This is a genomic window from Subdoligranulum variabile, from assembly GCF_025152575.1.
GTDB lineage: Bacteria > Bacillota > Clostridia > Oscillospirales > Ruminococcaceae > Gemmiger > Gemmiger variabilis.
This window is the reverse complement of the sequence record NZ_CP102293.1, coordinates 935,847-960,991: the sequence shown is the minus strand read 5'-3', so window position 1 is coordinate 960,991 and position 25,145 is coordinate 935,847. Positions and strand designations below refer to the sequence as shown.

The following is a 25,145-nucleotide window of genomic DNA, read 5'->3' as shown; positions in this document are numbered from 1 at the left end:
ATCGTGCAGCCACGGTGCGGGGCGGTATTTGTATGGAAAAAACCTCAGCGGGGGCCGCCCAGGAAGAAGAGGGCTACCGTGCCGGGGCCGCTGTGCGCGCCGATAACGGGGCCGATGTCGCCGATGCAGACCCGCTTGACGCCGTAGGCCTTGATCTTGTCCACCACGTACTGGCAGTCCTCCAGGCAGTCGCCATGGCTCACAAAGACCGTCATCTCGCTGTAGTTCTTGTCGGCGGAGGCGGCAAAGTGTTTGACCAGGGCGTCCAGGCTGGCCCGGCGGCCGCGGACCTTCTCCATGGCGATCAGATGGCCTTCGGGGTCCACATGGAGCACCGGCTTGATGCCCAGCAGGGTGCCCGCCACGGCGGCGGCACCGCTCAGACGGCCGCCGCGCTTGAGGAACATCAGGTCACTGACGGTGAACCAGGCGCAGAACCGCTGGGTGTTCTCGGTGGCAAAGGCGATGACCTCCTCCATGGAGGCGCCGTTCTTGCGCATCATGGCCAGGGTGTAGGCGAACAGGCCTTCCCCCATGCTGGCCTGCAGACTGTCGATGCTCACGATCCTGCGGTCGGGGAACTTTTCCTGCAGTTCCTCGATGGCCACCTTGCTGGCCTGATAGGTACCCGAAAGGCCGCTGGAGAAGGCAAGATACAGGATGTCCTTGCCCTGTTCCAGGAAGGGGGTGAAGGCATCCTCATAGTCGGTGATGGCCACCTGGCTGGTGGTGGACATGCTGCCGTTGCGCAGCTTGTCGTAGAAAGTCTTGGGACTCATCTCCCGGTTGTCGGGATAGTTGCGGTAGCTCTGACCATCCAGCGTGAAGGTCATGGGCAGTATCTGAATATCCATTTCCTGCACGAGTTCAGGGGTCAGGTCACAGGTGGATTCGCTGAACAGAACGTAGTTTTCCATCACAAAACTCCTTCGTTTGGGCTGGCGGGACGGGACCCGCCGCATATACTACCATAATACCCGGTTTTCAGTAGGAAATCAATAGGCGCGCTGGGCTGGAGGTGAACCCGGAGGGGGGAGATTGTGAATCGGCACATAGGATAGGCGGGAATGGCAGAGGTGAGGACGTATTTTTTTGCACAGAAAACAACAACGAAATAAAGAATAAGTTTACCTTGTAAAAAATGAGACAAAAAAGAAAAAACTGTATAAAGGGTAAAGAAAAAATGGAAAAAGTGCGATAAATAATCAAATAAAACCGACGATCTTTTGCTGAGAAAGCGTTTGCCCTTTTTGTGCAAAACCCATAAAATATGTTGCAAGGAGGTTTTACAACTTGATTTTCGCTTGATTGCATGATACTATATAAAAGAATCTACTGGAATCGGATTGTGTTGCTTGCGGTATGATTTCAGACTTTCAAAAACAACGTAATATAAATAACGTTGTTCCCATAATGCGCGAGGCTGAAAAAATAACAGAAAGGAAATCCCCGGCAACGGAGAGGCTCCTTTTTGATGATATAGACTTTATACAGCAATGTATACCCAAAAAATAAAGGAGGAACATACCGAATGAAAATGCAACTGAAGCGCATTGTCAGTGCGGTTTGCGCGGTAGCGTTGTGTGCAAGCGTGGTTTCTACACCGGTGTTGGCAAACGACAATACTGATGCAGGAAATGCCGTGCCCAGCACTATTCAGATGGCTGAGACGACGCCTTCGACGACGGAGCCCACACCCGTGCCCACGGAGCAGGTGACGGATCCCACTCCTGCGCCCACGGAGCAGGTGACGGATCCCACTCCTGCGCCTACGGAGCAGGTGACGGATCCCACTCCTGCGCCTACGGAGCAGGTGACGGATCCCACTCCCGTGCCTACGGCCCAAACGAACGGCGATCCGACGGAAGAGCCGGCTGGACCTGCGGGGGACGCTAATACGCCTTCTGTGATGAAATCCTATTCGGAGAATAATTCCGAAGCAGTTAAGGTAAAAGAAAAAATCATCTTGGGAACGGCTGCTTATTATATCCACGACAGTTGGTCCGTCGATCAGGGAGATAAAGCGGAGACAACGTATATCTCTTTAACAGATAATCAGGATGGTACCGCCACTGTGAAAGGCGTGAAGGCTACCGGGAATAATCCTGGGACTGTTAAGGTTACGCATTCATATTGGTCTTTGTGGGGGTGGGAAAAAGACGTATTTTACGTTAAAGTTCTTCCTTCTGAGCCGTCCTTGATTTATTTCTTTGTGGCGCTGCCTTCCAACACATCCTTGTCGATGGATGGCGCACAGTATCGTTATTTGACTTGCGGGGCTCTGGCTTCTGAGAATGCTTCGGTAGACATGACGTCCGAAACGAATAACGCGGTTGTCAGCGCGACGGAAAGCGTGATTACGGGTATGGCCACTGAATGGCCGAACTCTTTTACGCTGAGCGAAGATAAGGACGCACAGGCCAAATTTGGAAGCCAATCTGTGAAATCCGGTACAATCAGTCTGGATTCTACAGACCATAGTGTTACCGAATTTACTTTGACATTTGATGATGGTACCGGAGTCGATAAGACATATACCGATGATGACTATCATCTGCGCTGGACAAAATTCAGCTATGCCAATACGTCGTCTGTAGGCTGGCAATATCATATGGACGCCGTGCTGTACAAGATTGTCCGGGTGAACGATGTTCTTCAGGCGCTTCAGCCGGAAAAGGCTGTCGACGGTCCTGCATTGAATGAAAAAGGTGAGAAGAAGGCAAGTGATTTTACCTTCACTCTTTCCGGCAATGGTATAACTGCAGACCTTAAGGCCTCAGTGGGGGCAGATGCTACGACAGCAAAAATCCAAGCTGCTACGGAGGATGACGGTAACGTAGAACTCATTCCTGGCACCTATACAATCAGCGAAAACGCAGAGGGGGTGGAAAAGGGCGTCTGGAAGGCACCTACCGATACTATAACGTTTACAGTGGCGACGGACGGAACCATCACAAAGACAAGCGATGATGTTCGGATCCAGAACGAGCTGCAAAAGTATTCTATCACCTATGCTGCTGGAGCTGATGATGTTACCAATATGCCCGTGGATACCGCGGCAAACTATCAGTACAACGAGAAAACGACGGTTTCCGAAACGATTCCTGCTCTGAACAATAAAGATTTCCTGGGCTGGAAAACCGATGATGGTCAATATTTCCAGCCTGGTGAATCGGTAGTCATGAAGGGAGATTTGAAACTCACCGCTGATTGGGCAGATCCGGATCCCGGAACAGCTGGTGTGGCTGGCGATGTACAGATCGATAAGACAGCTACCAATGTTGAAAATTTCAAATCTGATGTTACGCTGAGTATCGGTGCAGACCAGAAAACGGTAGCGGCAGATGTGGTCTTTGTGCTGGATAAATCAACGAGTACAGACGTTAAACAGGCTGCTCTCAATATGTTGGAAGAGCTGCAGAAGCATGTGAGTGAGAATGGCCTCCAGGTGAAGGTTGGTCTGGTTACTTTTAACCAAAGTGCGGACAATAGCAACTTTAACATGGAACTGTCTGAGCTCAATGATGCTACTGTTACCGAATTGAAACGGATTTTTAATAGTTCGTTGAGCAGCGGTACCAACATTGAAGCTGGTATTCGCAAAGGCATGAAAATGCTTGATGACGACACTAGCGTCCCGGCTTCTAACAAACATCTTGTTTTGGTGACTGACGGCGTTACCTATATGTGGGGCGAAGATTCCACCAAGACGATGTATGTTCAGTTTGCAGGCGCCGATAATGGCAATTATATCTGGAACAGCAACAGCATCGCAGCCGGTGTAACTGACAAAGGTCGCTTTAATATCACTGGCCAGGAATATGTTGATTCTTTCAATGATCCGGTAACCTGGATGAACACCAATGGTGCATCTATCGAGGCTATTGCGGCAGAGTACGAAACTGCTCCCGTTCCGGAAGGCACAACCCCCGCAAAGTACGTCTCAAATGAGAACTCCAACCGCTATATTGCCAATGATGTAGCCATTTATATGGCTGGTCGGGCTTGGAAAGAAGCCAAAGAGAAAGGGTATAATCTCTACGCGTATGCCTCTGATCGCTACAACAAACCAGGTAAGAACCTGAATACGGAAGGATATTATCCGTGGGCGTCTTACTTTATTGGTAATCTGAGCAAAATCGGTGGAAGTTCGAAGACTTTCTGCGAGAATTCCGTGGATGTAACAGGCATGTTTGATGATGTGCTCAATACAATTGAGTACACGATTGACCACGGTACCGTTACCGATGTGATTGGCAGTGATTTTGATCTGGATTCTTTGGGGAGCTTTAAGCTTACCGTTGGGGCTCAGAATTATACAGGCACAGTAAGTGGCAATACGGTTACGTTTGATAGCGGAAACTATGTTGTAACCTATTCTCCTGCTACCACGGAAACCAAAGAACAGTTCACGTGGGAAATCAAGAAGCCGGTTGAAAGTACCGCCAGCTTGGCGTTGACCTACACGGTGAAGCTGACGACTTTCCCGACCGAAGCAGATCGCTACACTTATCCGACAAATGAAAGTGCGACACTCCAATATACATCTTCCAATGGTGCTACTGGTGAAAAAGACTTCCCTGTGCCGGAGGTTGACTACGATGTTGTTGGTATCATTCCTGCGGACCTGACCATCTACATGGGTGGCTCCGATGGATATGATCGTTTTGTCGATGCAAACGGAGACCTCACTGATAGTACTTCTTTGCCCGAGCCTGGTTTCTACCTCGATATCCCGGACGATATGGATGCGGAAATCCGCCAGGCCTTGGCCCAAAAAGAGGGCAGTGCAGTAACCAGCACAGTGGTAGATCTCTCTGACTATGTTACCTTGACGGCAACCGTTGACGGCCAAGACTACAAATGGAAGTTGGAGCGGTACGGTACCGGTACGAAAGATAATGAATCTGTCGGATTCATTGAAGATGGAAACGGAAAATCAGAAGGTCGCTTCATTTACAAGATCGTACCTGACGGCGATAATGGTGCAAAGATTCGTATTAAGGTCACCAAAGACAATCAGCAAGCTACCGGATCTGATGAATTCGAGATTTCGGATTCCTTGTTTGATACCTATCAGATGGAAATTGCTGGTGAAGGTATTGACCCCGAAGATCTGAAGATGACCTTCAATATTACAGGAAAAGATGTAAATCAACAAAACAAGGAGTTTTACAATCATACGACTGGTGTGGCTGGTACCGAATCCGCAACCTTGACGGTTCGCTATGTTGTGGGTGAACAGGATCAAGTCGTGACTAAAGCTCTGACGGATATTACGGTTGAGCATGATTCTGACAAGGCTTATGTGGTTCTGAAAGATCTGAAGGGAAATGAGGCAAAGGATTTTGCCATCAATGAATCTGATAAGATTGGTGAAACAGCTTACGAAGTCAAGGCTGATCCGAATTCTGTATCGCTTCTCTTTGATGATATTGCAGGCACTGAAAACACTGACTTTGAGAAGATGTTGGTCGACAGTGCAGCCAAGGATGTTGGAAAAACCTTCAGCGACATGAAGAGTGAAGCCAAGTATCTGGATTTGGTGGACGCAAATAATGGCAACGCCTGGCTGACTACGAACCAGAATGTTACTGTTTACTGGCCGTATCCGGAGGGAACTGATGAGAACACCAAATTCTATCTTGTCCATTTCAAAGATCTGGATCGAGAAATTGCGCTGGACGAGGTAGAAAGTGGTATTGAATCGGCAGAGACCGAGCTGATGACGGTTGAGACTGATCAGTATGGAATTTCTTTCCAGACCGACAGCTTCTCTCCCTATGTTCTGCTGTGGGATGGTGCAAAGAATCAGCCGACGCCTTCCACGGATGATGGTGACGACAACGACACCACCACCACAAACAACAATACCACCACGACCACGGTCAACGTGACCAACAATGCGGCCCCTGCACAGCCTCAGGCTGCGGCGGTGATTCCGCAGACGGGTGACGAAATGCCGGTCGGTCTGCTGGGCGGTGTTGCGGCTGCTGCAGCGGCTGCCTTTGTGGCACTGTTTGTGATCCGCAAACGCAAGAAGGACTGATTCCATTCGGTAATCCCTGATTGCTAAAGAGCGCCGGAACTCTGCAAGGAGTTCCGGCGCTCTTTCTCTGTTGCGCTCAAGGTAAGAACTTACTGCACGCAACAGCGTTTCTCTGTCTCATGCACAATATAAAATGGCCATGCGGGCAATCACCGCATGGCCATTTTTGATGGTATGTAAATTCAGTTCAGACAGGCTTTTTCAAAGGCTTCCATGGGGTGGAGCAGCAGCTTGGTCAGCTGGCCCACCAGCACGGCGGCGGCAATGGTGCCTTCCCGCACGCCGTCCAGATGCCCCAGGAAGGTAAAGGACAGGAGGATGGAAAGGGCCACCAGGGTCAGGTCGAAGGTCATCTTCATGTTGCCGAACTTCACGGGGGCTACCTGGCAGATGGCCAGCACGATGCCCTCGCCGGCGGTGACGATCAGCCGGGCCACCACTTCCATGCTGACGCCCAGCGCCACCAGGAAGATGCCCAGCAGGCAGAGCAGCCACTGCTGCCAGTAGGCGCCCGGCACGATGCCGCGGATGAGCCAGGAGGCCACGTCGATGGTGGTGCCGAAGAGGATGGCCGCCGGCAGCTGGAGCAGCTGGAACCACTGGTAGCGGCGGCGCAGGATGGCGATCTGGATGAGCACGAACAGGGCGTTCATGATGATGGTGGTGGTGCCAACGCTCAGCCCCGAGATGGCCCCCGTTACATAGGGAACGCTGGAGATGGGGGAGGTCCCCAGGGCCGCGGTGATGGAAAAGGCCACGCCGAAGGCCATGGTGATCAGCCCCAGACAGAGCATGCCGATGCGCTTGCACAGCGAAGCGGCAGAATATTTACGGATTTCCGTCATGATGATTCCTTCTCCTTTTGGCTGTTGGATTGCAGGTTGGCGTACAGCCTGCTCAGGAGTTCCTGCAGAGTCTGCTGCTCGGCGGGGGAGAGTTCCCCGGCTGCTTCCTCTTCCACCGCGCGGAAGGCGGTCTCCACCCGCTGGGCGTCCTCCCGCCCTTTTTCGGTCAGCGAAACATACAGCGAGCGCCGGTTGCCGGCCTTCTGCCGCCGCAGGATCAGTCCGCCCTCCTCCATGCGGGACAGAATGCTGCCCACGGTGGCGGGTTCGATCTCACAGTAGGCGGCGATGGTCTTCTGGTCGGCCTCCCCGTACCGGATCAGGTATTCCAGTACCTTGGGCTGGCCGGGGGTCAGACCGATCTTGCCCATCTCGCTCATGACCCGCTTATGGAACAGGGCGTTGGTTTTCATCAGCAGGTAATGCAGGCTCTCCATGGTGAGTCTCCTTACTATAAGTAAACTTATTTTCGCCTCTATTGTACGCTGTACGGCGGGAATGTCAAGAGCAAACGGAAAAAATCTCTCCCAAACACAAAAAAAGACGCCGCCCGCAGGCAGCGTCTTTACGTTTAGTGGTTGTCCTGGGCGGCAGCGGAAGCGGCCAGCTGTTTGCGGAACAGGTTGCGGAAGATCAGGCGGGTCAGAGGGCCGGCAAACAGCAGCTGCCAGATCAGCGCCATGGGCATGTTCATGCCCCAGGTCTGGATCCAGGTGCCGAAGCTGGGGGTCTTGAACAGCAGGGTGGCGATCAGGCTCATGGTGGGGCACATCAGGCAGACGATCATGGTGGAGATGGCGTAGGTGATGATCTGGGGACGGTCGGTGGGACGCGCCACGGTGAAGGCCAGCTTGGTGGCCAGCTTTTCCACGATGAAGAACTCCAGGATGGCGGCGATGGGCATCATGATGGGCAGCTCATGCAGGGCCATGACGAAGGTGGCGTTGGTGACGCCGTTGGTGTTCAGGGCTACGTTGTAGCAGATCATACCGTAGACCATGATCAGGGCCATGATGATGGTGTAGACAACATTCTGAAATTTGGTTTGGGGCATACTTTCTCTTCTCCTTTATACTACTCGCATTACCGGAGCGCAAAAAAAGAAACGCAGCGGACAACCTTTTGTCCGCTGCGTTTCTTCAGACGACTACCAGTAATTACCAATAGTTTAGCACAAGGAAAATGAAAATGTCAAGAAAAATCTCTGCGATGGATCGGCGCAAGGGAGGAAAGGAAAATGCGAGGAGAGATACAGACCAAGGAAGCGATGACAAACATAATAATACAGAATATTCTTATAGTTGTTTATAAGAAACGCGTAAAAATGAGAAAACTTTTGAAAAATCGAGTCTATTCTCGCTTGATTTACTCTATAACGAGCGTTATAATAGAGACGTTTGGTGCAATTCGTTGTAAAACTGAGGAATGAATACAGCGAGACCAAAAGATCAGAGGAGGCTTGATGATCATGCACAGATTCAAACGAATGCTGGCTGGCATCATGGCCACACTGCTTGTATTGCAGTGTGCACCTTATGCTACGCTGGCAGAGGAGATGGCTGCGCCGACTGCGCAGTCTGAAAGCGGAGGAACGGCGCCTGACCAGGTCGATGACTTGGCAGCGGTGCCGGTGGAAGAACAGGAAACTGGAGACAGTTCGACCACACAGCAGCCGGAGTCTGCAGCAGATAACACAGAACAGACAGAGGATTTGACCACGGAGCAGCCAGAGTCGGCAGTGGATAACACAGAGCTGACGGAAGATTCTACCGTGCAGCAGCCTGCGGCGACAACGGACAACAACACAGAACTGACGGAAGATTCTACCGTGCAGCAGCCTGTGGCGGAGTCAGACGAAAGCAATTCTCTTGGGCAGCAGCCTGCTGCGGTTTCGGAACTGTCCGACAGAGCGGCTGATACCAAAGCCGCGACAGTAGAGCTGCAGGACGGTACGGCTGTTATTCCTCAGGGAAGTGATCTCGAAACCGTCAATCAGATCCTTTTTGAGGCACTTGTTGTCAATAAGGATCAAGTAAATCCGGAAGACCTGGAGTGGGAATACGAATGTAAAGCGACGGCAGGCCTGATCTTTTCTAATACGGCTTGGGGCTCGGTAGATGGATTTACCAGTACAAAAAATCATATCGAATATACACACCCCGCGCTGGCAAACAACAAGAACGAGGCGTATCCGGTTCGTCTGAAAGGGCAGGAGGACATCACTGTTACGCTGCACAAAGTGGATAAAAACACAGCGTCCATTGAGTTGAACGAGGGTGTTTCGGTTGCTTTGCCCTATAAGGATGATCTTTCGGTAGATTATGCAGCATTGAAACAGGAACTGTTCGACAAGCTGGTTGCATCTTCCACCCCCTCTTTGACGGTGGATGATGTTACGATCACATACTACGCGGAGGTTGCCACGGGCGCTTGGGGCAGTTGGGGCAAGGACTGGGCACCGCTGGAAGGCGGCAAAGTAGATGGATTAACTTATCCCGCGATTTCAGCTGGTGAATGTGATATTAAAATTACCTACGCCGGGACTACTGAATATTATGGCACGGAAGCACAAGGAAAAGTTACCATAAACGAGCGTGGGAAAGCTCCCTACGCGCTGAAAGAGACGCCGGATCCTGTGGTCCTGGCGGTGGATGAGAACATGGGTGTGGACTACGAAGCAGTCCGCAGCGCCATTTTCAATGCAGTGGTGGATTCCTCGGAAGTTCTGACGGCGGAGAATGTCACCATCACGTACTATACCAAGGCGCTTACCGATGCGGATGCCAAGTACGTGGCGCTGGAAGGCGAGAAGGGAAGCGTTCTGTCCTGGCCGGCGATCTCTGCCGGTACGCAGAGGGTACGGATTTCCTGGCCCGGCAACCAGCAGTATGCCCCCACGACCATTGATGCCACGGTCACGGTGACTGAGCGGGAAAAGGCTCCCTATGAACTGAAAGAGACGCCGGATGCTGTGGTCCTGGCGGTGGATGAGAACATGGGTGTGGACTACGAGGCAGTCCGCAGCGCCATTTTCAATGCAGTGGTGGATTCCTCGGAAGTCCTGACGGCGGAGAATGTCACCATCACGTACTATACCAAGGCGCTTACCGATGCGGATGCCAAGTACGTGGCGCTGGAAGGCGAGAAGGGAAGCGTTCTGTCCTGGCCGGCGATCTCTGCCGGTACGCAGAGGGTACGGATTTCCTGGCCCGGCAACCAGCAGTATGCCCCCACGACCATTGATGCCACGGTCACGGTGACTGAGCGGGAAAAGGCTCCCTATGAACTGAAAGAGACGCCGGATGCTGTGGTCCTGGCGGTGGATGAGAATCTGGATGTGGACTACGAGGCAGTCCGCAGCGCCATTTTCAATGCAGTGGTGGATTCCTCGGAAGTCCTGACGGCGGAGAATGTCACCATCACGTACTATACCAAGGCGCTTACCGATGCGGATGCCAAGTATGTGGCGCTGGAAGGCGAGAAGGGAAGCGTTCTGTCCTGGCCGGCGATCTCTGCCGGTACGCAGAAGGTACGGATTTCCTGGCCCGGCAACCAGCAGTATGCCCCCACGACCATTGATGCCACGGTCACGGTGACTGAGCGGGAAAAGGCTCCCTATGAACTGAAAGAGACGCCGGATGCTGTGGTCCTGGCGGTGGATGAGAATCTGGATGTGGACTACGAGGCAGTCCGCAGCGCCATTTTCAATGCGGTGGTGGATTCCTCGGAAGTCCTGACGGCGGAGAATGTCACCATCACGTACTATACCAAGGCGCTTACCGATGCGGATGCCAAGTACGTGGCACTGGAAGGCGAGAAGGGAAGCGTTCTGTCCTGGCCGGCGATCTCTGCCGGTACGCAGAAGGTACGCATTTCCTGGCCCGGCAACCAGCAGTATGCCCCCACCACGGTGGAAGTTTCCGTGAATGTGCTGGACCGCGAGCAGCTTCAGTTCGAGCTGAATGATGGTCCCTATGAAGTGGGTCTGGTCTTCAACGATGAACAGGACTATGACTACTCGGCTACTGCCGCGGCTATTTACAATGCGGTAGTATCCTCCACTTCTCCTCTTTCCTTGTCTGCGGAGGACGTCACGGTAGAGTACAGTGCCGACAAGACCGGCATCACGAATAATTTCCGCCCCCTGGATCAGGATGTTGTCTCCGGCTTGCTTCAGTTTGGGGTGGGAGAATGGAAGATCCGTATCTCCTGGCCCGGCAACCGGGAATACCGCGGCAATTCGGTGACGGTGACGGTGAACGTAACCGATAACCGTCTTGCCAGCAGCGTGGCTCTGAAGAGCGGTGTGTCCTTTACCTACAATATGGATCCGGCCGTGATGAAGCAGGAAATTTTCGATTATGTGATCGATTGGGACAATTCCACCCTGCCTGCCCGCGAAACGCTGGATCTGGACGACTTTACCATTGAATATCAGGCCAAGCTCACCGATATGGAGAGCGGTGTGGATCTGGGTCTGGGCGACCTTGGCGATCTGGGAGATCTGATCGGCGATAAGGTACTGACCCAGTGGGTGCCGATCGAAGGCAAAACCTATGAGGTGAACGGCACTGTGCTGGGACAATACCCGTCTATGGGTGCAGGCGAAGCGCAGGCCATCCGCGTAAGCTACAAGGGCAATGCAGAGTATCGGCCCAGTGAAGAGGCCGAAAGTACCGTAACGGTCAACAAGGCAAAGGTGAGCGTCACAGTACATTCCACCAACATCTATGCTGACCAGCAGGTACCGGCGGATTTCATCACGATGAATCCGGCGGACAAGTTCGACGTGTATACCATCTATGCGGGCACCACCAGCAATGTGACCACCGCCATTTATCTGGACCTGCCGGACCGTTATACCAATACGGCGTTCCTGAAGATTCTGGATCCTTTGATGGAGAAGATTTACGGGAAGAGCTTCACCCAGGTGATGAACGATGGAATGACCCTGGGCGAACTGCGCGATCTGTTCAATACGCAGGAGCTTCTGGATCTGCTGGATAAACTGAACATCGACACGGGAACGTTCGGCCAGATCATGACCGTGATCAACAAGCTGCCCTCTGTGACGGACAACCTGCGGGTTTCCTTCGGTACGCCTAACCGGGCGGGTCTGTATACCGTGGGTGCGGTGACGGACAGCAAGAATTATGAGACCGGTGTGGGCGTTGGATTCCTGTTGGTGAAAATGCGCCTGAGCGGCACGAAGCTGACCTGGCAGCAGGACATCACCGGCAAGATGACCGTTGAACAGGCGAAGAACTTCAATTTCAAAGCCATTCTGAGTTACAACGGGGATGTTTCCATTGACCAGAGCGGTGTGCACTATCTGTATTCCGGCTTTACCAGCAAATGGCGTATTTATTCCAGCACCACCACGCCTCCCACGGAGCCGGGCAGCTATGTGATGACGGTTTGCATCCTGGGCGGCAACCATTTCGCTTTGCCCATTACCCGCACCTTCACCATCACCAAGTAATACAGGCGGATGCTGTGGAACAGCAGCAATCACCGGTTGGCTGATTGCTTTGTGCAGTAGTTCCGTTCTGAAAATGGTTCTATAAAAAAGGTCCGCATCGGACCAGAGTGTTATGGACTCTGGCCGATGCGGACCTTTTTATCTTGTATGCAATGGAAGAAGCGGGCGTTTTTTGGCTTGGGAGCGGTTTTCCGGGGCTTTATGCAAACACGCGTCGGAACGAATCAGTGCAGCGCTTCGTGCAGGGTCTTGCGCACGGCGCCGGGGCCGGCCAGCTCGGCCACAAAGTACTGCTCGATCTTGTCGGCCAGAACGGTCCTGGTCAGATCGGTGCCGAAAATCACCTCGTTGCACAGGATGGCTTTCAGCTGACCCTGGTAGGTCTCGGGCTTGCCCGCTTCGATGCCGGCCAGCTTGGCCTGCAGATCATCTTTCAGCGGATCGGGCGAAACCTCCATCGGCGCCAGGTTGTCATCCACGGCCAGCAGATAGCGCAGCCAGCCCGCGATGGCCAGAGGAATGGACACCAGGGTGTTCAGGTCGCGGCCCCCGGCGATGTAGCTCTTGATGGTCTCGCCGAAACGGATGCCCACCTTCTGGGAGGTATCGGTGGCGATACGCTGGGGCGCGTCGGGCATGAAGGGGTTGGGCAGGCGCTGCTCCACCACCTCGTCGATGAAGGCCTTGGGCTCCAGGATGCCGGGATTGACCACCACGGGCAGACCTTCCACATAGCCCAGACGCTTGATGAGGGCGACAATGTCGGCGTCCTTCATCTCATCGCAGATGAGGGTGTAGCCCAGCATGCAGCCGTAAACGCTCATGGCGGTGTGCAGGGGGTTCAGGCAGGTAGTGACCTTCATCCGCTCGGTCTTGTTGACGGTCTCGCGGTCGGTCATGTAGACGCCGGCCTTCTCCAGAGCCGGACGGCCATTGGGGAACTTGTCCTCCACCACCAGGTACTGCGGGCGCTCGGCGTTGACGAAGGCCGCAGTGTAGGTATGTTTGGTGGTGACGAAGGGGGAGATATCCTCCAGCCCGTCGGCCAGCAGCCGCTTTTCCACCTCGGCGTTGGGGCGCGGGGTGATCTTGTCGATCATGGACCAGGGGAAGGAAATCTTCTCCTCCAGATAGGCCAGTTCTTCGGCGCTGATTTTGCCGTTGTCGTGCCAGGCACGGGCAATCTCCAGCACGGCGTTCTGCAGCTTTTCGCCGTTGTGGGAGCAGTTGTCCATGGAAACCAGTGCCAGCGGCGCGCCGCAGGCATGGCAGCGGGCCAGGCAGAAAGCCGCCAGACGAGCCATCAGGTGGCGGCAGCCTTCGGGACCATTTTGCATATCGGCGGCCACCACAGGGGTCAGTTGACCGTCGGGACTGCGCAGGGCGTACCCTTTTTCGGTGATGGTAAAGGAGACCATCTGCAGCGACGGGGCCTCAAAAATCTGCTGCACGCGGTCGGAATCCTCCAGCAGCGTCAGACTTTCCGAGATGGAACCGACCACCTCTTTTTCCGTGCTGCCGTCGGGACACAGCGTCACGGCGATGGACAGGTTGTCGTAAGGGCGGTAGCATCGGGTGATGATCTCGTCATCGTAGCTTTCACAGCAGATCACGCCGGTGTCGGTTTCGCCCGCTTCCAGGAGGCGCTGGCAGAGCACCGCCGGAAAGATGCGGAAGATGTTGCCGGCACCGAAATGGAGCCAGCGGGGATGCTGACGGGTGCTGCGTGCCACAGCCTCCGGATCAAAAGACGGCAGATGGTAGCCGGGCCAGTTTTCAGGCTGGTGCAGGGATGCATAGTTCAGTTTCATCGTGATGCCTTCTTTCCCTCGGTCTTGTCCAGCATATCCCAGGCGCCCAGGAGGTACATGATTCCCAGCGCCCGGTCGTAGAGCCCGTACCCGGGACGGCACTGCTCATTCCAGATGTGGCGGCCGTGGTCGGGACGGATGTAGCCGGTGTAGCCGCAGTCGTGGTAGGCCTTGACGATCTCCAGCACGCCCACATCGCCGTCGCAGTCCCGGTGGGACACTTCGCAGAAATCTCCGTTGGGGAAGTGCTTCACGTTGCGGATATGGGCAAAGGCGATGCGGTCGCAGTAGCTGCGCACGATGTCGGCTACATTGTTTTTGGGGTTGGAACCCAGAGAGCCGGAGCACAGACAGAGGCAGTTGTTGGGATGGTCCACCATCTTCAGGAAACGGCCGATGGATTCCTTGTCCACCAGCAGGCGGGGCAGGCCGAAGATATCCCACGGGGGATCGTCCTGATGGATGGCCATCTTGATGCCGGTCTCCTCGCAGACAGGCATGATGGCTTCCAGGAAATACTTCAGGTTGTCCCACAGCATCTCCTTGGTGACGGGGGCGTAGGCTGCAAAGAGTTCCTGCAGCTTGGCCATCCGCTCGGGTTCCCAGCCGGGCATCGTGTAGCCCTTGGAACCTTCCAGGATGTATTTCGCCATCTCCATGGGGTCGTCCTGGATCAGGTCCTTCTGGTAGTACATGGCGGTGGAACCGTCGGGCAGGGGATGGAACAGATCGGTGCGGGTCCAGTCAAAGACCGGCATGAAGTTGTAGGTGACGACCTTGACCCCCGCCTGGGCCAGATTGCGCAGGGTGGTGATGTAATTTTCGATGTACTGGTCCCGGGTGGGACGGCCGATCTTGATATCGTCGTGGACATTGACCGATTCCACCACATCAATGTTGAAACCGGCGGCCTCGATCTTGGCCTTCTCGGCGGCGATCTCCTCCGGTTCCCAGACCTCACCGGGCTGTTTGTGGTGCAGGGCCCAGACGATCCCCGTGACGCCGGGAATCTGGCGGATCTGTTCCAGGGTGATAGAGTCGTTGCCCTCGCCATACCAGCGGAATGTCATTTGCATGGGAAATGTCCTCCTTTTCGGATCAGTCGAAGGTCAGCACGATCTTGCGGATGGACGGATCGTGGGAATCGTTGAAGTCGAAGGCTTTCTGGGCATCCAGGAAGTGGAAGGTGTGGGAGATGCTGTGGCTCAGATCCACCTTGCCCGCGTTGACCAGGTCGATGACTTCCTGGAACTTGCGGTTCTGCAGGCGGCTGCCGCGCACATCCAGCTCCTTGGAGGTGATGACAAACTGGTTGATCTCGTCGGGGGCGATGCTGAAGCCCATGGTGATCACACGGCCCGCATTGCCGGTGGCCTGGCAGGCGGTGAGCAGGCTGCCCTTGAAGCAGGCGGCGTCGATGGTAACGGTGGGACCGTAGCCGCCGGTGAGCTCATGGGCGCGGGCCACCACGTCCTCGTTGCGGCTGTTGATCACATCGGTGGCGCCGTGCTGCAGGCTTTCGGCCAGTTTGGCGTCGTCGATGTCCACCACGATGAGCTTGTGGGGGTGATACAGGCGGGCAATCCGCAGGATGCTGTTGCCCAGTGCTCCGGCCCCGATGATCATCAGATCGTCCTCCTCGCAGAGTTCGGCGCGGCTGCAGGCCTGCACGGCGATGGTGGTGGGTTCGATCATGACGGCATCCTCGTCCTTCAGGAAGTCGGGCAGCAGATAGCAGTCCTTTTCAGGCACCACCATGTATTCCCGGTAGCCGCCGTCCAGATGGACGCCCCGTACCTGCAGGTTGCCGCATACGTTGGGGCGGCCCTTGCGGCAGGCGTAGCAGTGACCGCAGGCGGTGACCTGGTCGATGATCACCCGGTCGCCCACCTTGCGATTGGTCACGGCGCTGCCGACGGCTTCGATGACGCCCACCATCTCGTGGCCGATGACCCGGGGATAGGTGGCGGCGGCGTTGGTGCCGTGATAGATGCCCACGTCGGAACCGCAGATGCCGGCGGCTTTCATCTTTACCAGGACCTGGTCGGGCTGCTGGATTTCAGGCTTGTCCATATCGATGACTTTGAGTTCATTGGGTTTTACGATCTGAATGGCTTTCATTGTACTGCTCCTGTTCTATGTCAATAAAGGTTGGAAGGCTGGGAAAAAGGAGGTCAGCCGCCGGTGAAGAAGTTCATCGGTACGGTGACGATCTGCGGGAAGAGGACCATCAGGAAGAGGACCACGGCCTCCGCAATGAGGAAGGGCCAGATGGCTTTGACGATGCGCTGCATATTGATGCGGCCCGCACCGCACGCCACGTTCAGGACGGTGCCCACCGGCGGGGTCAGCAGGCCCATGACGGTGACGATGATGAAGACGACGCCGAAGTAGGCGGGGTCGATGCCGGCGGCCTTGATGGCGGGCAGCAGCACCGGGGTCAGGATCATGATGGTGGGGGTGACGTCCATCGAGGTACCCACCAGCAGCACCAGCAGGCAGATGACGAACATCAGCAGGATGGGGTTGCTCAGGAAGGGGGTGAGCAGGGCGGTGACGGTAGCCGGAATGTTGGCGACGGTCATCATCCAGGAGGAGACCATGGCGGCTGCGGCCAGGAACATGATGACCGCGGAGGATTTGGCCGCAGAGACCAGGCAGTCCATCAGCATGGAGACCTTGAATTCACGGTAAATGAAGATGCCCACGATCAGTGCGTAGGCCACGCAGATGACACCGGCCTCGGTGGCGGTGAACATGCCGCTGCGCAGACCCACCAGGATGATCACCGGCAGAAGCAGCGCCCAGATTCCGTCCAGCAGGGATTTGACGATTTCCCGCATGCTCTGGCGGGGGGCGGTGGGCAGGTTGTCCTTTTTGGCAATGAAGAACCAGACCACGCAGAGGGCGGCGGAGAGGTAGACCGCAGGGGCGATGCCGCCCATGAACAGTTTGGTGACCGAAACACCGGCCTGCACGCCGAAGATGATCATGGGGACCGAAGGCGGCATAATGGGCGAAAGGATGTTGCCGGCGGCCACCAGGGCGGTGCTGCGGTCACGGTTGTATCCTGCGCGGACCATCATGGGGATCAGGATCACACCCAGGGCAGCGGTGGAGGCCACAGCGGAGCCCATGATGCTGGCGAACAGCAGGATGGCCAGGATGGAGACATATCCCAGGCCGCCGCGCACATGGCCCACCAGGGCGTTGGCAAAGTTGACGATGCGTTTGGTGATGCCGCCGCGGTTCATCAGTTCTCCGGTGAGCACGAAGAAGGGCACTGCCATCATGGAGAAGGAATCCGCGCCGGAGAAGAGGTTCTGGGAAAGAATCTGGGTGTTGAATCCGTTGAGGAACAGCATCATGCAGACGCCGCTGAACATCAGCGAAAAGCAGATCGGCACACCGATCAGGATGCCGCCTACCAGCGCGGCCAGAAATACGACCAACGTCATTGTTCATTACCTCCCTTGTTTTCTTCCGGTCGGGCGGCGTGCTCCGCCTCTTCCACCGAGCCGGTTACAATGCTCGAGATCTCGTCGGGATGGGTGACGGCGTGGGCAATGTTGGCCAGCGCCAGAATGGCGATGGAAACGCCGGTGATGATGCCTACGCTGTACAGGAAGGCGTAGGAGATGCCCAGGGCCGCCGTGCGGGAGGCTATGTTCTGCAGGACCATCTTGGTGGAACCGTGGACCAGAATGGCCATCAGGATCGCAATGATCAGTTGGGAAATGACATACAGCACCATCTGGACACGGGGACCGACCTTGGCCACCAGGATGTCCACGGTCATATGTTCGCCGGCGCGCATGGCGCTGATAGCACCGATGTAGGTCACGAAGACGAACAGATAGCGGGACAGCTCTTCCGACCAGGTCAGGCCGGAGTTGAAGAAGATGCGCAGGATCACGTTCAGGAACACAAACAGGACCATGCCGCCCGTCAGGATACCGGTGAAGTAATCGATGATTTTGAAAAGTCTGTCAAGAAAGGATTTCATGGTGTCCTCCTCATTCGATGTTGGCGATCATCTCGCGGACGTCTTTGGCCCAGTCGTACTCGGAATCCAGATAATCGTACACAGGCTGGATTTTTTCAATCATCGCCGCACGGTCCTCCTCGCTCAGATCGGTGACGGTAAGACCCTGATCGATCATGAACTGCTTGTCGGATTCCATCTCATCGATGTACATGTCCCAGGCGGCATCCGAAGCGGCCCGGGCCGCTTCCTCGAATACCTTCTGGTCGGCCTCATCCATGCTGTTCCACAGCTCGTCCCCGGCGAACAGCTCCAGCGAGGTGATGATGTGGTCGGTGTTGTACACATAATCCTGTACTTCGTACCAACCTTCGCTCTTGACGGTGGACAGGGGATTGTCCTGGCCGTCCACAACGCCCTGCTCCAGGGAGGTGAAGACCTCGCCCATGTCCATAATGACCACGTTGGCGCCCAGACTCTCGGCCAGCCGCACATGGATGGGGTTGTTGGGCATGCGCAGCTTCTGGCCCTGGAAGTCGTCCAGGCTGTTCAGCTCCTTGTTGGAGGTGAATTCCCGCGCGCCGTTGGGGAACCAGCCCAGCAGCTGTACCGGCTGTTCCTTCTCCACTTCCTCCGTGATGTAGTCGCCCAGCTCGCCCTGATAGCAGCGCCGTGCATGCTCCACATCCCGGAACACGAAGGGAAAGTCGGGAATGGTCATGACCGGTGTCTCCGACCACATGGAGGTGCCAACCACACACATCTCCACAATGCCGCTGCGGGTGTAGTCGTAGGTGACCTTCTCGGCCCCCAGTACGCCGGAGTCATAGAGCTGAATGGAGTACCGCCCGTCGGTCTGTTCTTCCACCATGGGCTTGAACACTTCCTCCATTGCGATGGCCGCGGGTGTCTGGCTGGATACGCAGATGGCAACCTTGACGAGCTTGCCGCCATTGCTCTGAGAGGAACAACCGCTCAGCAGCCCCGCCGTCATCACGCACGCCGTGAAGCCAGTCAATCCCCGTTTGACGATGTTTGTATGCTTCATTTGATGATCCTCCGTTACAAATTCTGTCAGGCCTGTTGCTAATATACTAGCATGTCAGCATGTCATAGTCAATCAGTCAAAACATACGATAATTTCGAGAAAATATTGTGCACAATGTATCGAAAACTGTGGAATCGGGACGACAAAAGAAAAAGCAACACAAAAAAAGGCCCCGCCCTGCAAACCGGAGTTCACAGGACGGGGGCCGTGGGAACGCTTACAGAGATCCGATACGGATTCCCTGGGGTTCATTGTCATTCTTGAAATAATCGGGGTAGCGCTGCACCAGGTTGGCCTTTTCCACATTGATGCGTTTCACATGGCGGTTCATCTCCCGGCGGACCGCTTCGGTCTGCCCCTGTTCCATCAGATCCACCATCTGGCAGTGCTGGCGGATGGTGCTTACGATGGTATCCTCCACCTGGACGGTCAGCACGCGGATACGGTTGTAGTGGCCGTTGGAGTTCATGATCAGCTCCCAGGCCAGATGCTGCCCGGCCACATCAAAGAAGAGCTGGTGCATCCGGTTGTCGGCGCCCACAAAGTCGGCGTACCGTTTCTCGGTGTAGCAGCGCTTCTGCTCCTCGATGCTTTCCCGCAGCTGTGCAAAATGTTCCGGCCGGCAATTCTGCAGGAACAGGTCAATCACCGGAAGCTCCAGACTTTCCCGCACAAACCGCTCCTGCTCTACCCGCAGCAGGTTGATGCGGGAAACGACAGTCTCCCGCTGGGGGATGATGTCCACAAGTTCTTCGCTCTGCAGCCGGATAAAGGCCTCCCGCACCGGCGTACGGCTTACATGGAGCCGTTCTGCCATCTCCTTGGTGCTCATTACGGTGCCGGGGGCCAGCCGCAGGGTCATGATGCCCTCTTTCAGGGTGCGGTACACCGCGCCCTGCACGGAACGATCCTGGGCGTCCTGAACCATCATCCTGGTTGCCTCCTTCCTACTGGACAATTTTTTCTTTAGTAATATGCTAACACAACAGTGCAAAAAATGCAAGTTATGGGAATCTTGCGAAAAGAAAGCCGCCGCCGCGCCCCCTACAGGAAACGGAGCCACCTTCCCGGACGCCGTCCTCCGAGAGAGGGGGCAACGGGAAAATGGCTCCGTTATGAAAGGGGAGAAGAAAGCAAACAACAGAAATGCGCCGGCTTTGCCGGTGACCTGGTACTTCCGAAAAAGGGATCAGCCCTGATCGGGACGCAGGTCCATCAGTTGGGGCAGCGGCGCGCCCAGCAGGGGGCGGCACCAGTCCTTGAACGCTTCGGTGATGCCGTTGCCGCGGGCATTGATGAAGGCATCGGGCATTTTGCGCTCGGTCATCATGACCTGCTGAATGTCCACCAGGAAGGTTTCGCAGCGGTACTGGGGACCGGGCACCCGGCGCAGGGCCACCATCTTGCCGCTTTCCCCGGCGGTGGCGGCGTCCACGGCCGCCCGGCCGCAGAGTTCGGCTTCGGCGCGGTCGGTGTCGCTCTGCCAGGCGATGGACGCCCGGCCCAGGATGCCCGGCTTTTCCGCCCGGGCCTTATAGCCCAGTTTGCGGATGATCAGGTTGGCCAGGTGGGCGGACACGTCGCCGAAATAGGTGGCCCGGCCCACCGTGAAGACCGGCTCCACGATGGGGGTGCCGTCGGCATAGTGCAGGCCTTCGCTGGCCACCACCACGCCGTGGCCTTTCGTTTGGATGAGGTGCTCCACGTCGGCGAGGAACTCCTCCTCGCGGAAGGCGCGCTCCGGCAGGTAGATCAGGTCGGGGCCGTGGGTATAGCTGTCGGTGGCCAGAGCGGAAGCGGCGGTCACCCAGCCGGCGTTGCGGCCCAGGGCTTCCACCACCACCACGTGGATGGGCAGGCCCTCCACGTCGCAGCAGACCTCGGCCACGCTGCCCGCCATATACCGTGCCGCGCTGCCGAAGCCCGGGGAGTGGTCGGTGATGGCCAGGTCGTTGTCCATGGTTTTGGGGATGCCGATGACCCGGATGTCCCGCCCGGCGCACCGGGCGTACAGCTTGCCGCAGGTATCCATGGTGCCGTTGCCGCCGTTCATCAGAACGTAGCGGATGCCGTATTTCTCCAGAATGGGCACCATGGCCTCATACTCGGGCGCTTCCAGGGCATCCCGGCTGGTGCCGATGGCGGAGGCGGGGCTGGAAAGCAGGCCCCGCAGTGCCTCGTCGGGCAGGTCGGTGACGTCCCGCAGCTGTTCTTTCAGCAGGCCGCCGGTGCCGCCGATGGCAGCGTAGACCCGGTCCACCAGGGGACTGTCCTGGGCCTGACGGATGGCCCCGTACAGCGAGGCATTGATGACGGCGGTGGGGCCGCCGCCGTGAACGATGAGGAGATTACCGGCCATGGGCGGCCTCCTTTCTCAGCCGCAACCGCAGCCGCAGCCGTCGTGGCGATGGCCGTACTCGTCCATGCAGTCCTCGCTGGGGTTCTTCATGCACAGATGGACGCTGGTGGTCTTGAAGGTCAGCGGCAGGGCCAGAATGTTGGGGTTGGAGCCCACAAACTTCTTCTCGGCGTCGGCCAGGGCCTCCTCAAAGGTGGCGCGGGTCTTGAGGCCCATGCCGCGGGCGTAGCCGGGATCCTCGGCGCCTACGATGTAGATGGCGCTGGTGTTCATCTCGGCAATGTGGCCGCAGCTCATCATGGAGAAGCCGTGGAAGGGATGGAAGGCGTTGGCAAAGCGGTATTTGCGGATGTACTCCTCGTTGGTGGCGAAGTACTCGCCCAGACGGTTCATGTCGGGCAGCTGGTTCATCTGGTCATGCTGGAACCACTCGTAGCACTCCCGCAGGTAGGGCCAGCGGTTGTCGTTGAAGAAGCCGTTGCACAGGGAGGAGCAGATGATCACGCAATGATCGCTCATGACCCGCTTGAAGCGCAGCACCTGGGCGGACAGCGCCTGCATCATCATGATGGGGTTGGTGCCCATGCCGTCGCCGTAGTGGAACTTCTGGGGCATGCCGAAGACCAGCACGTCGTACTTTTTCTCGGCCCAGTGGACGTAGGTGCGCTTGTCGGCGACTTTCCAGCTCTCGGGCATCATCTCCTTGGCGTAGCCGGAGAAGATGGCGATCTGACGGCTCTTGGAGTCCAGCACGGCGTCGCAGCAGAAGAAGGGATGGCCCATCTTTTCCTCCATGAGCATGGAGATCTCGTTGAACTTGGTGCGCATCAGGCTGCCGTTGTTCACGGGGGTGAAGTCGTCCCGGTGCATGACGGAGGGCACATGATGGCTGGCGATGCAGCGCCAGTTGGTGATGCCGGTGGCGCTGTGCTTGTAGCCGCCGGAGTAGCCGCCGTAGGGGTTGCCGTTGACATGGCCGATGAGGATGGGCAGATCCGCCTCGTAGACCATACGGTTCATGGAAACGGGATCGCCGCGGCGGGTGCAGCCCAGATCCACCATGTTGTCGGGATCCTCCGAGTCATGGCTGATGATCTGGCCGGTGGGCCAGAATTCGTTGTACAGTTCCGGTCCGAAGATGGCCAGGGCATCCTTGTCGGTGGAGCGGGGATGCAGGCCGTTGGAGATGATGAAGAGGATGTCCTGCTTCTCCACGCCCACGCTGTACAGATCCTGCAGGATGTACTTGATGGACAGTTTGCGGTGGCTGGTGGGCTGCTCGCCACCCTTGACGCGGTCGGGCACCACGAAGACCACCTTGCTGCCCTTGTGGGCCAGCTCCTTCACGGTGGGCATGCCGATGGGATGATCCAGGCTTTCGCGGTAGGCGGCTTCCAGCTGATCCTCGGGGATATAGTCGGGGTCGGGTACGGTGACGCCGGGGATAAATACGTCGGTGGAGTCGGGCAGATCGGCACCCATGGTGCCGGCACCGTACTCAAACTCAAAATGTTTCATGGTAACGCTCCTTTTTTGTGGGAAGGTGTGGGGCAGGCAAATCACTTGCCCAGATAGAGGCGGATGATCTCCAGGTATTCTTCGGGGTAGAAGCCGATCTCACCGGAAAAGCGGGTGAGGGCGATCAGGCCGCCGTCGATCTCGGGGATGGAGGCCAGCATGGCGGCGTTGTCGGATTTCAGGCCGCCGCCGTAGACCACGTCCATGCCGCCGGTCTGCTCCTTGACGAAGCGGGCGATCTTGGTGATGTAGGGCTTGTCGGCGGGGGTCTTGCCGGGGCCGATGGACCATACCGGCTCGTAGGCGATGACCACCTTGGACTTGTCCACCCCCTCCAGGCCGAGGGAGAGCTGCTCGCCCAGCACCTGCTGCCAGGCGTCCTGCTCCTCGCTCTTCTCGCCGATGCAGTAGAGCACTGTCATGCCCCGGGCCACGGCGCAGCGGATCTCCTGGTTCAGCAGGCGGTTGACGGCCCGGGAAGCCTCGGTGCCGGTGACGCCGGCCTCGGCCAGAATGCCCATCTTGTCGTTGCGCTCCTCGCAGTGGCCGATGAGCACACTCTCACAGCCCAGGGCTTTGGCAGCCGAAGCGGGACGGTTGGTGGTGAAGGCGCCGAAGTTGCCGCCCACGGCGGTGTCGGCGCGGTAGACGCCCTGGCAGCCCAGCTGCAAAGGGCAGCCCGGTTTGCGGGCCGCCGCGGCGCTGAGCAGATGTGCCTCGGGCAGGTAGGCGGCAAATTCCACCTCGGAGGGATCATAGGCGGCCAGGCCGTCCTGGGTGCCCTCCACGATGGCCTGGCCCCAGTCCGCCACAGGGGCCAGCCGGTTGACGCCGCCCATCTCCACAGGCACGTCGAACCGCTTGAGGTTGAGGAAGATATGTTTCATGCTCAGATGCCCTCTTTCTTGTAGCGTTCCGCCATCTGCTCGCAGGTGACCGGCTCGATGAGGTGACTCTTGCGGTAGCTGCCGAACTGGACCAGCAGCGGTGCGATGGACTCGATGGCGCCGTCCTTCATGCAGGCCACCACCTTGGCCACATCGTCGTCGGCGATCTTGCCGTAGAGGATGGCGTCCATGATGGAAGCGGTGTAGTTGCGGGGGTCAAAGTTCTTGGGGTTGGCGGTCATGTCCCGGTAGACCTGGCCGATGGAAGGGCTCTCCTTCAGCTCGGGATGATCCCGGAAGAGCTCCATGATGTTGCGGGTGCAGGCCAGACGGATGTCGGTGTCCACGTTGATCTTGTTGATGCCGCAGCGGGCCACGTCCACCAGCTGGTTCACGTCGATGCCGAAAGCGTTCTCCAGCTGACCGCCCATGGCGTTGATCTGCTGGACGTACTCCTGGGGCACCGTGGAGGAACCGTGGCTGACCAGGAAGCCGTTGATGCCCTCGTGGAGCATGCACTCCTTGGTGGCGATGGCGATCTCCCGGCGGATCTTGGTGTCCTTGCCCTTGTTGGCGCCGTGGCAGGTGCCGTAGCTGATGGCCAGGGCATCGCAGCCGGTCTTCTTGAAGAAGTCCACCGCCTGCATGGGATTGGTGTAGGTGGAGGTGGCGCTGAAGACATGGTCCTCCACGCCGGCCAGCACGCCCAGTTCGCCCTCCACGGTGACGCCGTAGGGATGGGCGTACTTGACCACTTCGCGGGTCAGCTCCACGTTGTCCTCATAGGGCAGGCTGCTGCCGTCGATCATGACGGAAGTGTAGCCGCCCGCGATGCAGGCCTTGACGCTCTCCAGGGATTTGCCGTGGTCCAGGTGCAGGGCGATGGGAATGGGACTGTCGGCGCCGAACTTCTTGACGGTATCGCCGATGTTCTTGGCGCCCTTGGCCTTTCCCTCCGCCGTGCCGTGCATGAAGTCCAGCTCGCCGCTCATGTAGGCGTTGGATGCCTCGGCGCCCTGCAGGATGGCGCCGGAGCGCAGCAGCTCATGGATGCGGATGGCGGCTTCGATCTGGCCGACACTGTTCATATTGAAGGCGGCCTGACCGTAACGGTATTTGTCGGCTGCTTCCAGAATGGCTCTCATTGGTACCAGCATATGG

General features: G+C 56.9%; 17 protein-coding genes. 2 read left to right on the top strand and 15 right to left on the bottom strand.

Translation table 11 applies throughout. The features are described from left to right. Positions 1–44: 44 nt before the first annotated feature. Complete coding sequence (locus tag NQ490_RS04810; protein WP_007047749.1) at positions 45–917, bottom strand: DegV family protein; 873 nt, start codon at positions 915–917, stop codon at positions 45–47. Positions 918–1,531: 614 nt separating this feature from the next. Between NQ490_RS04810 and NQ490_RS04805 the strand changes: the two genes are divergently transcribed. Next, entirely contained in the window at positions 1,532–6,049 is a 4,518-nt protein-coding gene (locus NQ490_RS04805; RefSeq protein ID WP_007047746.1) for a vWA domain-containing protein, read from the top strand. A 182-nt stretch (positions 6,050–6,231) separates the two neighbouring features. Here NQ490_RS04805 and NQ490_RS04800 read toward each other — a convergent pair whose 3' ends face one another. The 3 genes from NQ490_RS04800 to NQ490_RS04790 form a co-directional block, all read right to left on the bottom strand. Continuing rightward, positions 6,232–6,894, bottom strand: coding sequence for a YczE/YyaS/YitT family protein (locus NQ490_RS04800; protein ID WP_007047745.1), 663 nt, complete (start codon positions 6,892–6,894; stop codon positions 6,232–6,234). After that, complete coding sequence (locus NQ490_RS04795) at positions 6,891–7,331, bottom strand: MarR family winged helix-turn-helix transcriptional regulator (protein ID WP_007047744.1); 441 nt, start codon at positions 7,329–7,331, stop codon at positions 6,891–6,893. Before NQ490_RS04795 ends, NQ490_RS04800 begins: the two co-directional genes overlap by 4 nt. 134 nt (positions 7,332–7,465) lie before the next feature. Continuing rightward, positions 7,466–7,948, bottom strand: a complete 483-nt coding sequence (locus NQ490_RS04790; protein ID WP_007047743.1) for a hypothetical protein — start codon at positions 7,946–7,948, stop codon at positions 7,466–7,468. Positions 7,949–8,362: 414 nt separating this feature from the next. On the opposite strand from NQ490_RS04790, the gene NQ490_RS04785 reads away from it, so the two are divergent. Next, positions 8,363–12,376, top strand: coding sequence for a hypothetical protein (locus NQ490_RS04785; RefSeq protein ID WP_259951645.1), 4,014 nt, complete (start codon positions 8,363–8,365; stop codon positions 12,374–12,376). A 224-nt stretch (positions 12,377–12,600) separates the two neighbouring features. Here the strand turns inward: NQ490_RS04785 and NQ490_RS04780 are convergent, their stop codons facing one another. The 11 genes from NQ490_RS04780 to NQ490_RS04730 form a co-directional block, all read right to left on the bottom strand. After that, complete coding sequence (locus tag NQ490_RS04780) at positions 12,601–14,187, bottom strand: mannitol dehydrogenase family protein (RefSeq protein WP_007047740.1); 1,587 nt, start codon at positions 14,185–14,187, stop codon at positions 12,601–12,603. Continuing rightward, the gene (gene uxuA, locus NQ490_RS04775) at positions 14,184–15,263 is read right to left on the bottom strand and encodes a mannonate dehydratase (protein ID WP_007047739.1); all 1,080 of its coding nucleotides are present in this window, start codon (positions 15,261–15,263) and stop codon (positions 14,184–14,186) included. The genes NQ490_RS04780 and uxuA overlap by 4 nt, the downstream gene beginning before the upstream one ends. 22 nt (positions 15,264–15,285) lie before the next feature. Further along, positions 15,286–16,308: a zinc-binding alcohol dehydrogenase family protein gene (locus NQ490_RS04770; protein ID WP_007047738.1), complete on the bottom strand. Its 1,023-nt coding sequence runs from the start codon at positions 16,306–16,308 to the stop codon at positions 15,286–15,288. 53 nt (positions 16,309–16,361) lie between these two features. After that, positions 16,362–17,645, bottom strand: coding sequence for a TRAP transporter large permease (locus NQ490_RS04765; protein WP_007047737.1), 1,284 nt, complete (start codon positions 17,643–17,645; stop codon positions 16,362–16,364). Continuing rightward, positions 17,642–18,193, bottom strand: coding sequence for a TRAP transporter small permease (locus tag NQ490_RS04760; protein ID WP_007047736.1), 552 nt, complete (start codon positions 18,191–18,193; stop codon positions 17,642–17,644). The genes NQ490_RS04765 and NQ490_RS04760 overlap by 4 nt, the downstream gene beginning before the upstream one ends. 10 nt (positions 18,194–18,203) lie before the next feature. Then, positions 18,204–19,220: a TRAP transporter substrate-binding protein gene (locus NQ490_RS04755; RefSeq protein ID WP_007047735.1), complete on the bottom strand. Its 1,017-nt coding sequence runs from the start codon at positions 19,218–19,220 to the stop codon at positions 18,204–18,206. A 217-nt stretch (positions 19,221–19,437) separates the two neighbouring features. Beyond that, the gene (locus NQ490_RS04750; protein WP_007047733.1) at positions 19,438–20,151 is read right to left on the bottom strand and encodes a GntR family transcriptional regulator; all 714 of its coding nucleotides are present in this window, start codon (positions 20,149–20,151) and stop codon (positions 19,438–19,440) included. 258 nt (positions 20,152–20,409) lie between these two features. Then, on the bottom strand, positions 20,410–21,579 hold the full coding sequence (locus NQ490_RS04745) for a diphosphate--fructose-6-phosphate 1-phosphotransferase (protein WP_007047732.1): 1,170 nt from the start codon (positions 21,577–21,579) through the stop codon (positions 20,410–20,412). A 15-nt stretch (positions 21,580–21,594) separates the two neighbouring features. Continuing rightward, positions 21,595–23,097, bottom strand: coding sequence for a lactate racemase domain-containing protein (locus NQ490_RS04740; RefSeq protein WP_007047731.1), 1,503 nt, complete (start codon positions 23,095–23,097; stop codon positions 21,595–21,597). 41 nt (positions 23,098–23,138) lie between these two features. After that, a complete protein-coding gene (locus NQ490_RS04735) occupies positions 23,139–23,984 on the bottom strand; it encodes a triose-phosphate isomerase (protein ID WP_007047730.1) in 846 nt (281 codons plus the stop codon). 2 nt (positions 23,985–23,986) lie between these two features. Then, a complete protein-coding gene (locus NQ490_RS04730) occupies positions 23,987–25,141 on the bottom strand; it encodes a class II fructose-bisphosphate aldolase (protein WP_007047729.1) in 1,155 nt (384 codons plus the stop codon). Positions 25,142–25,145 lie beyond the last annotated feature (4 nt).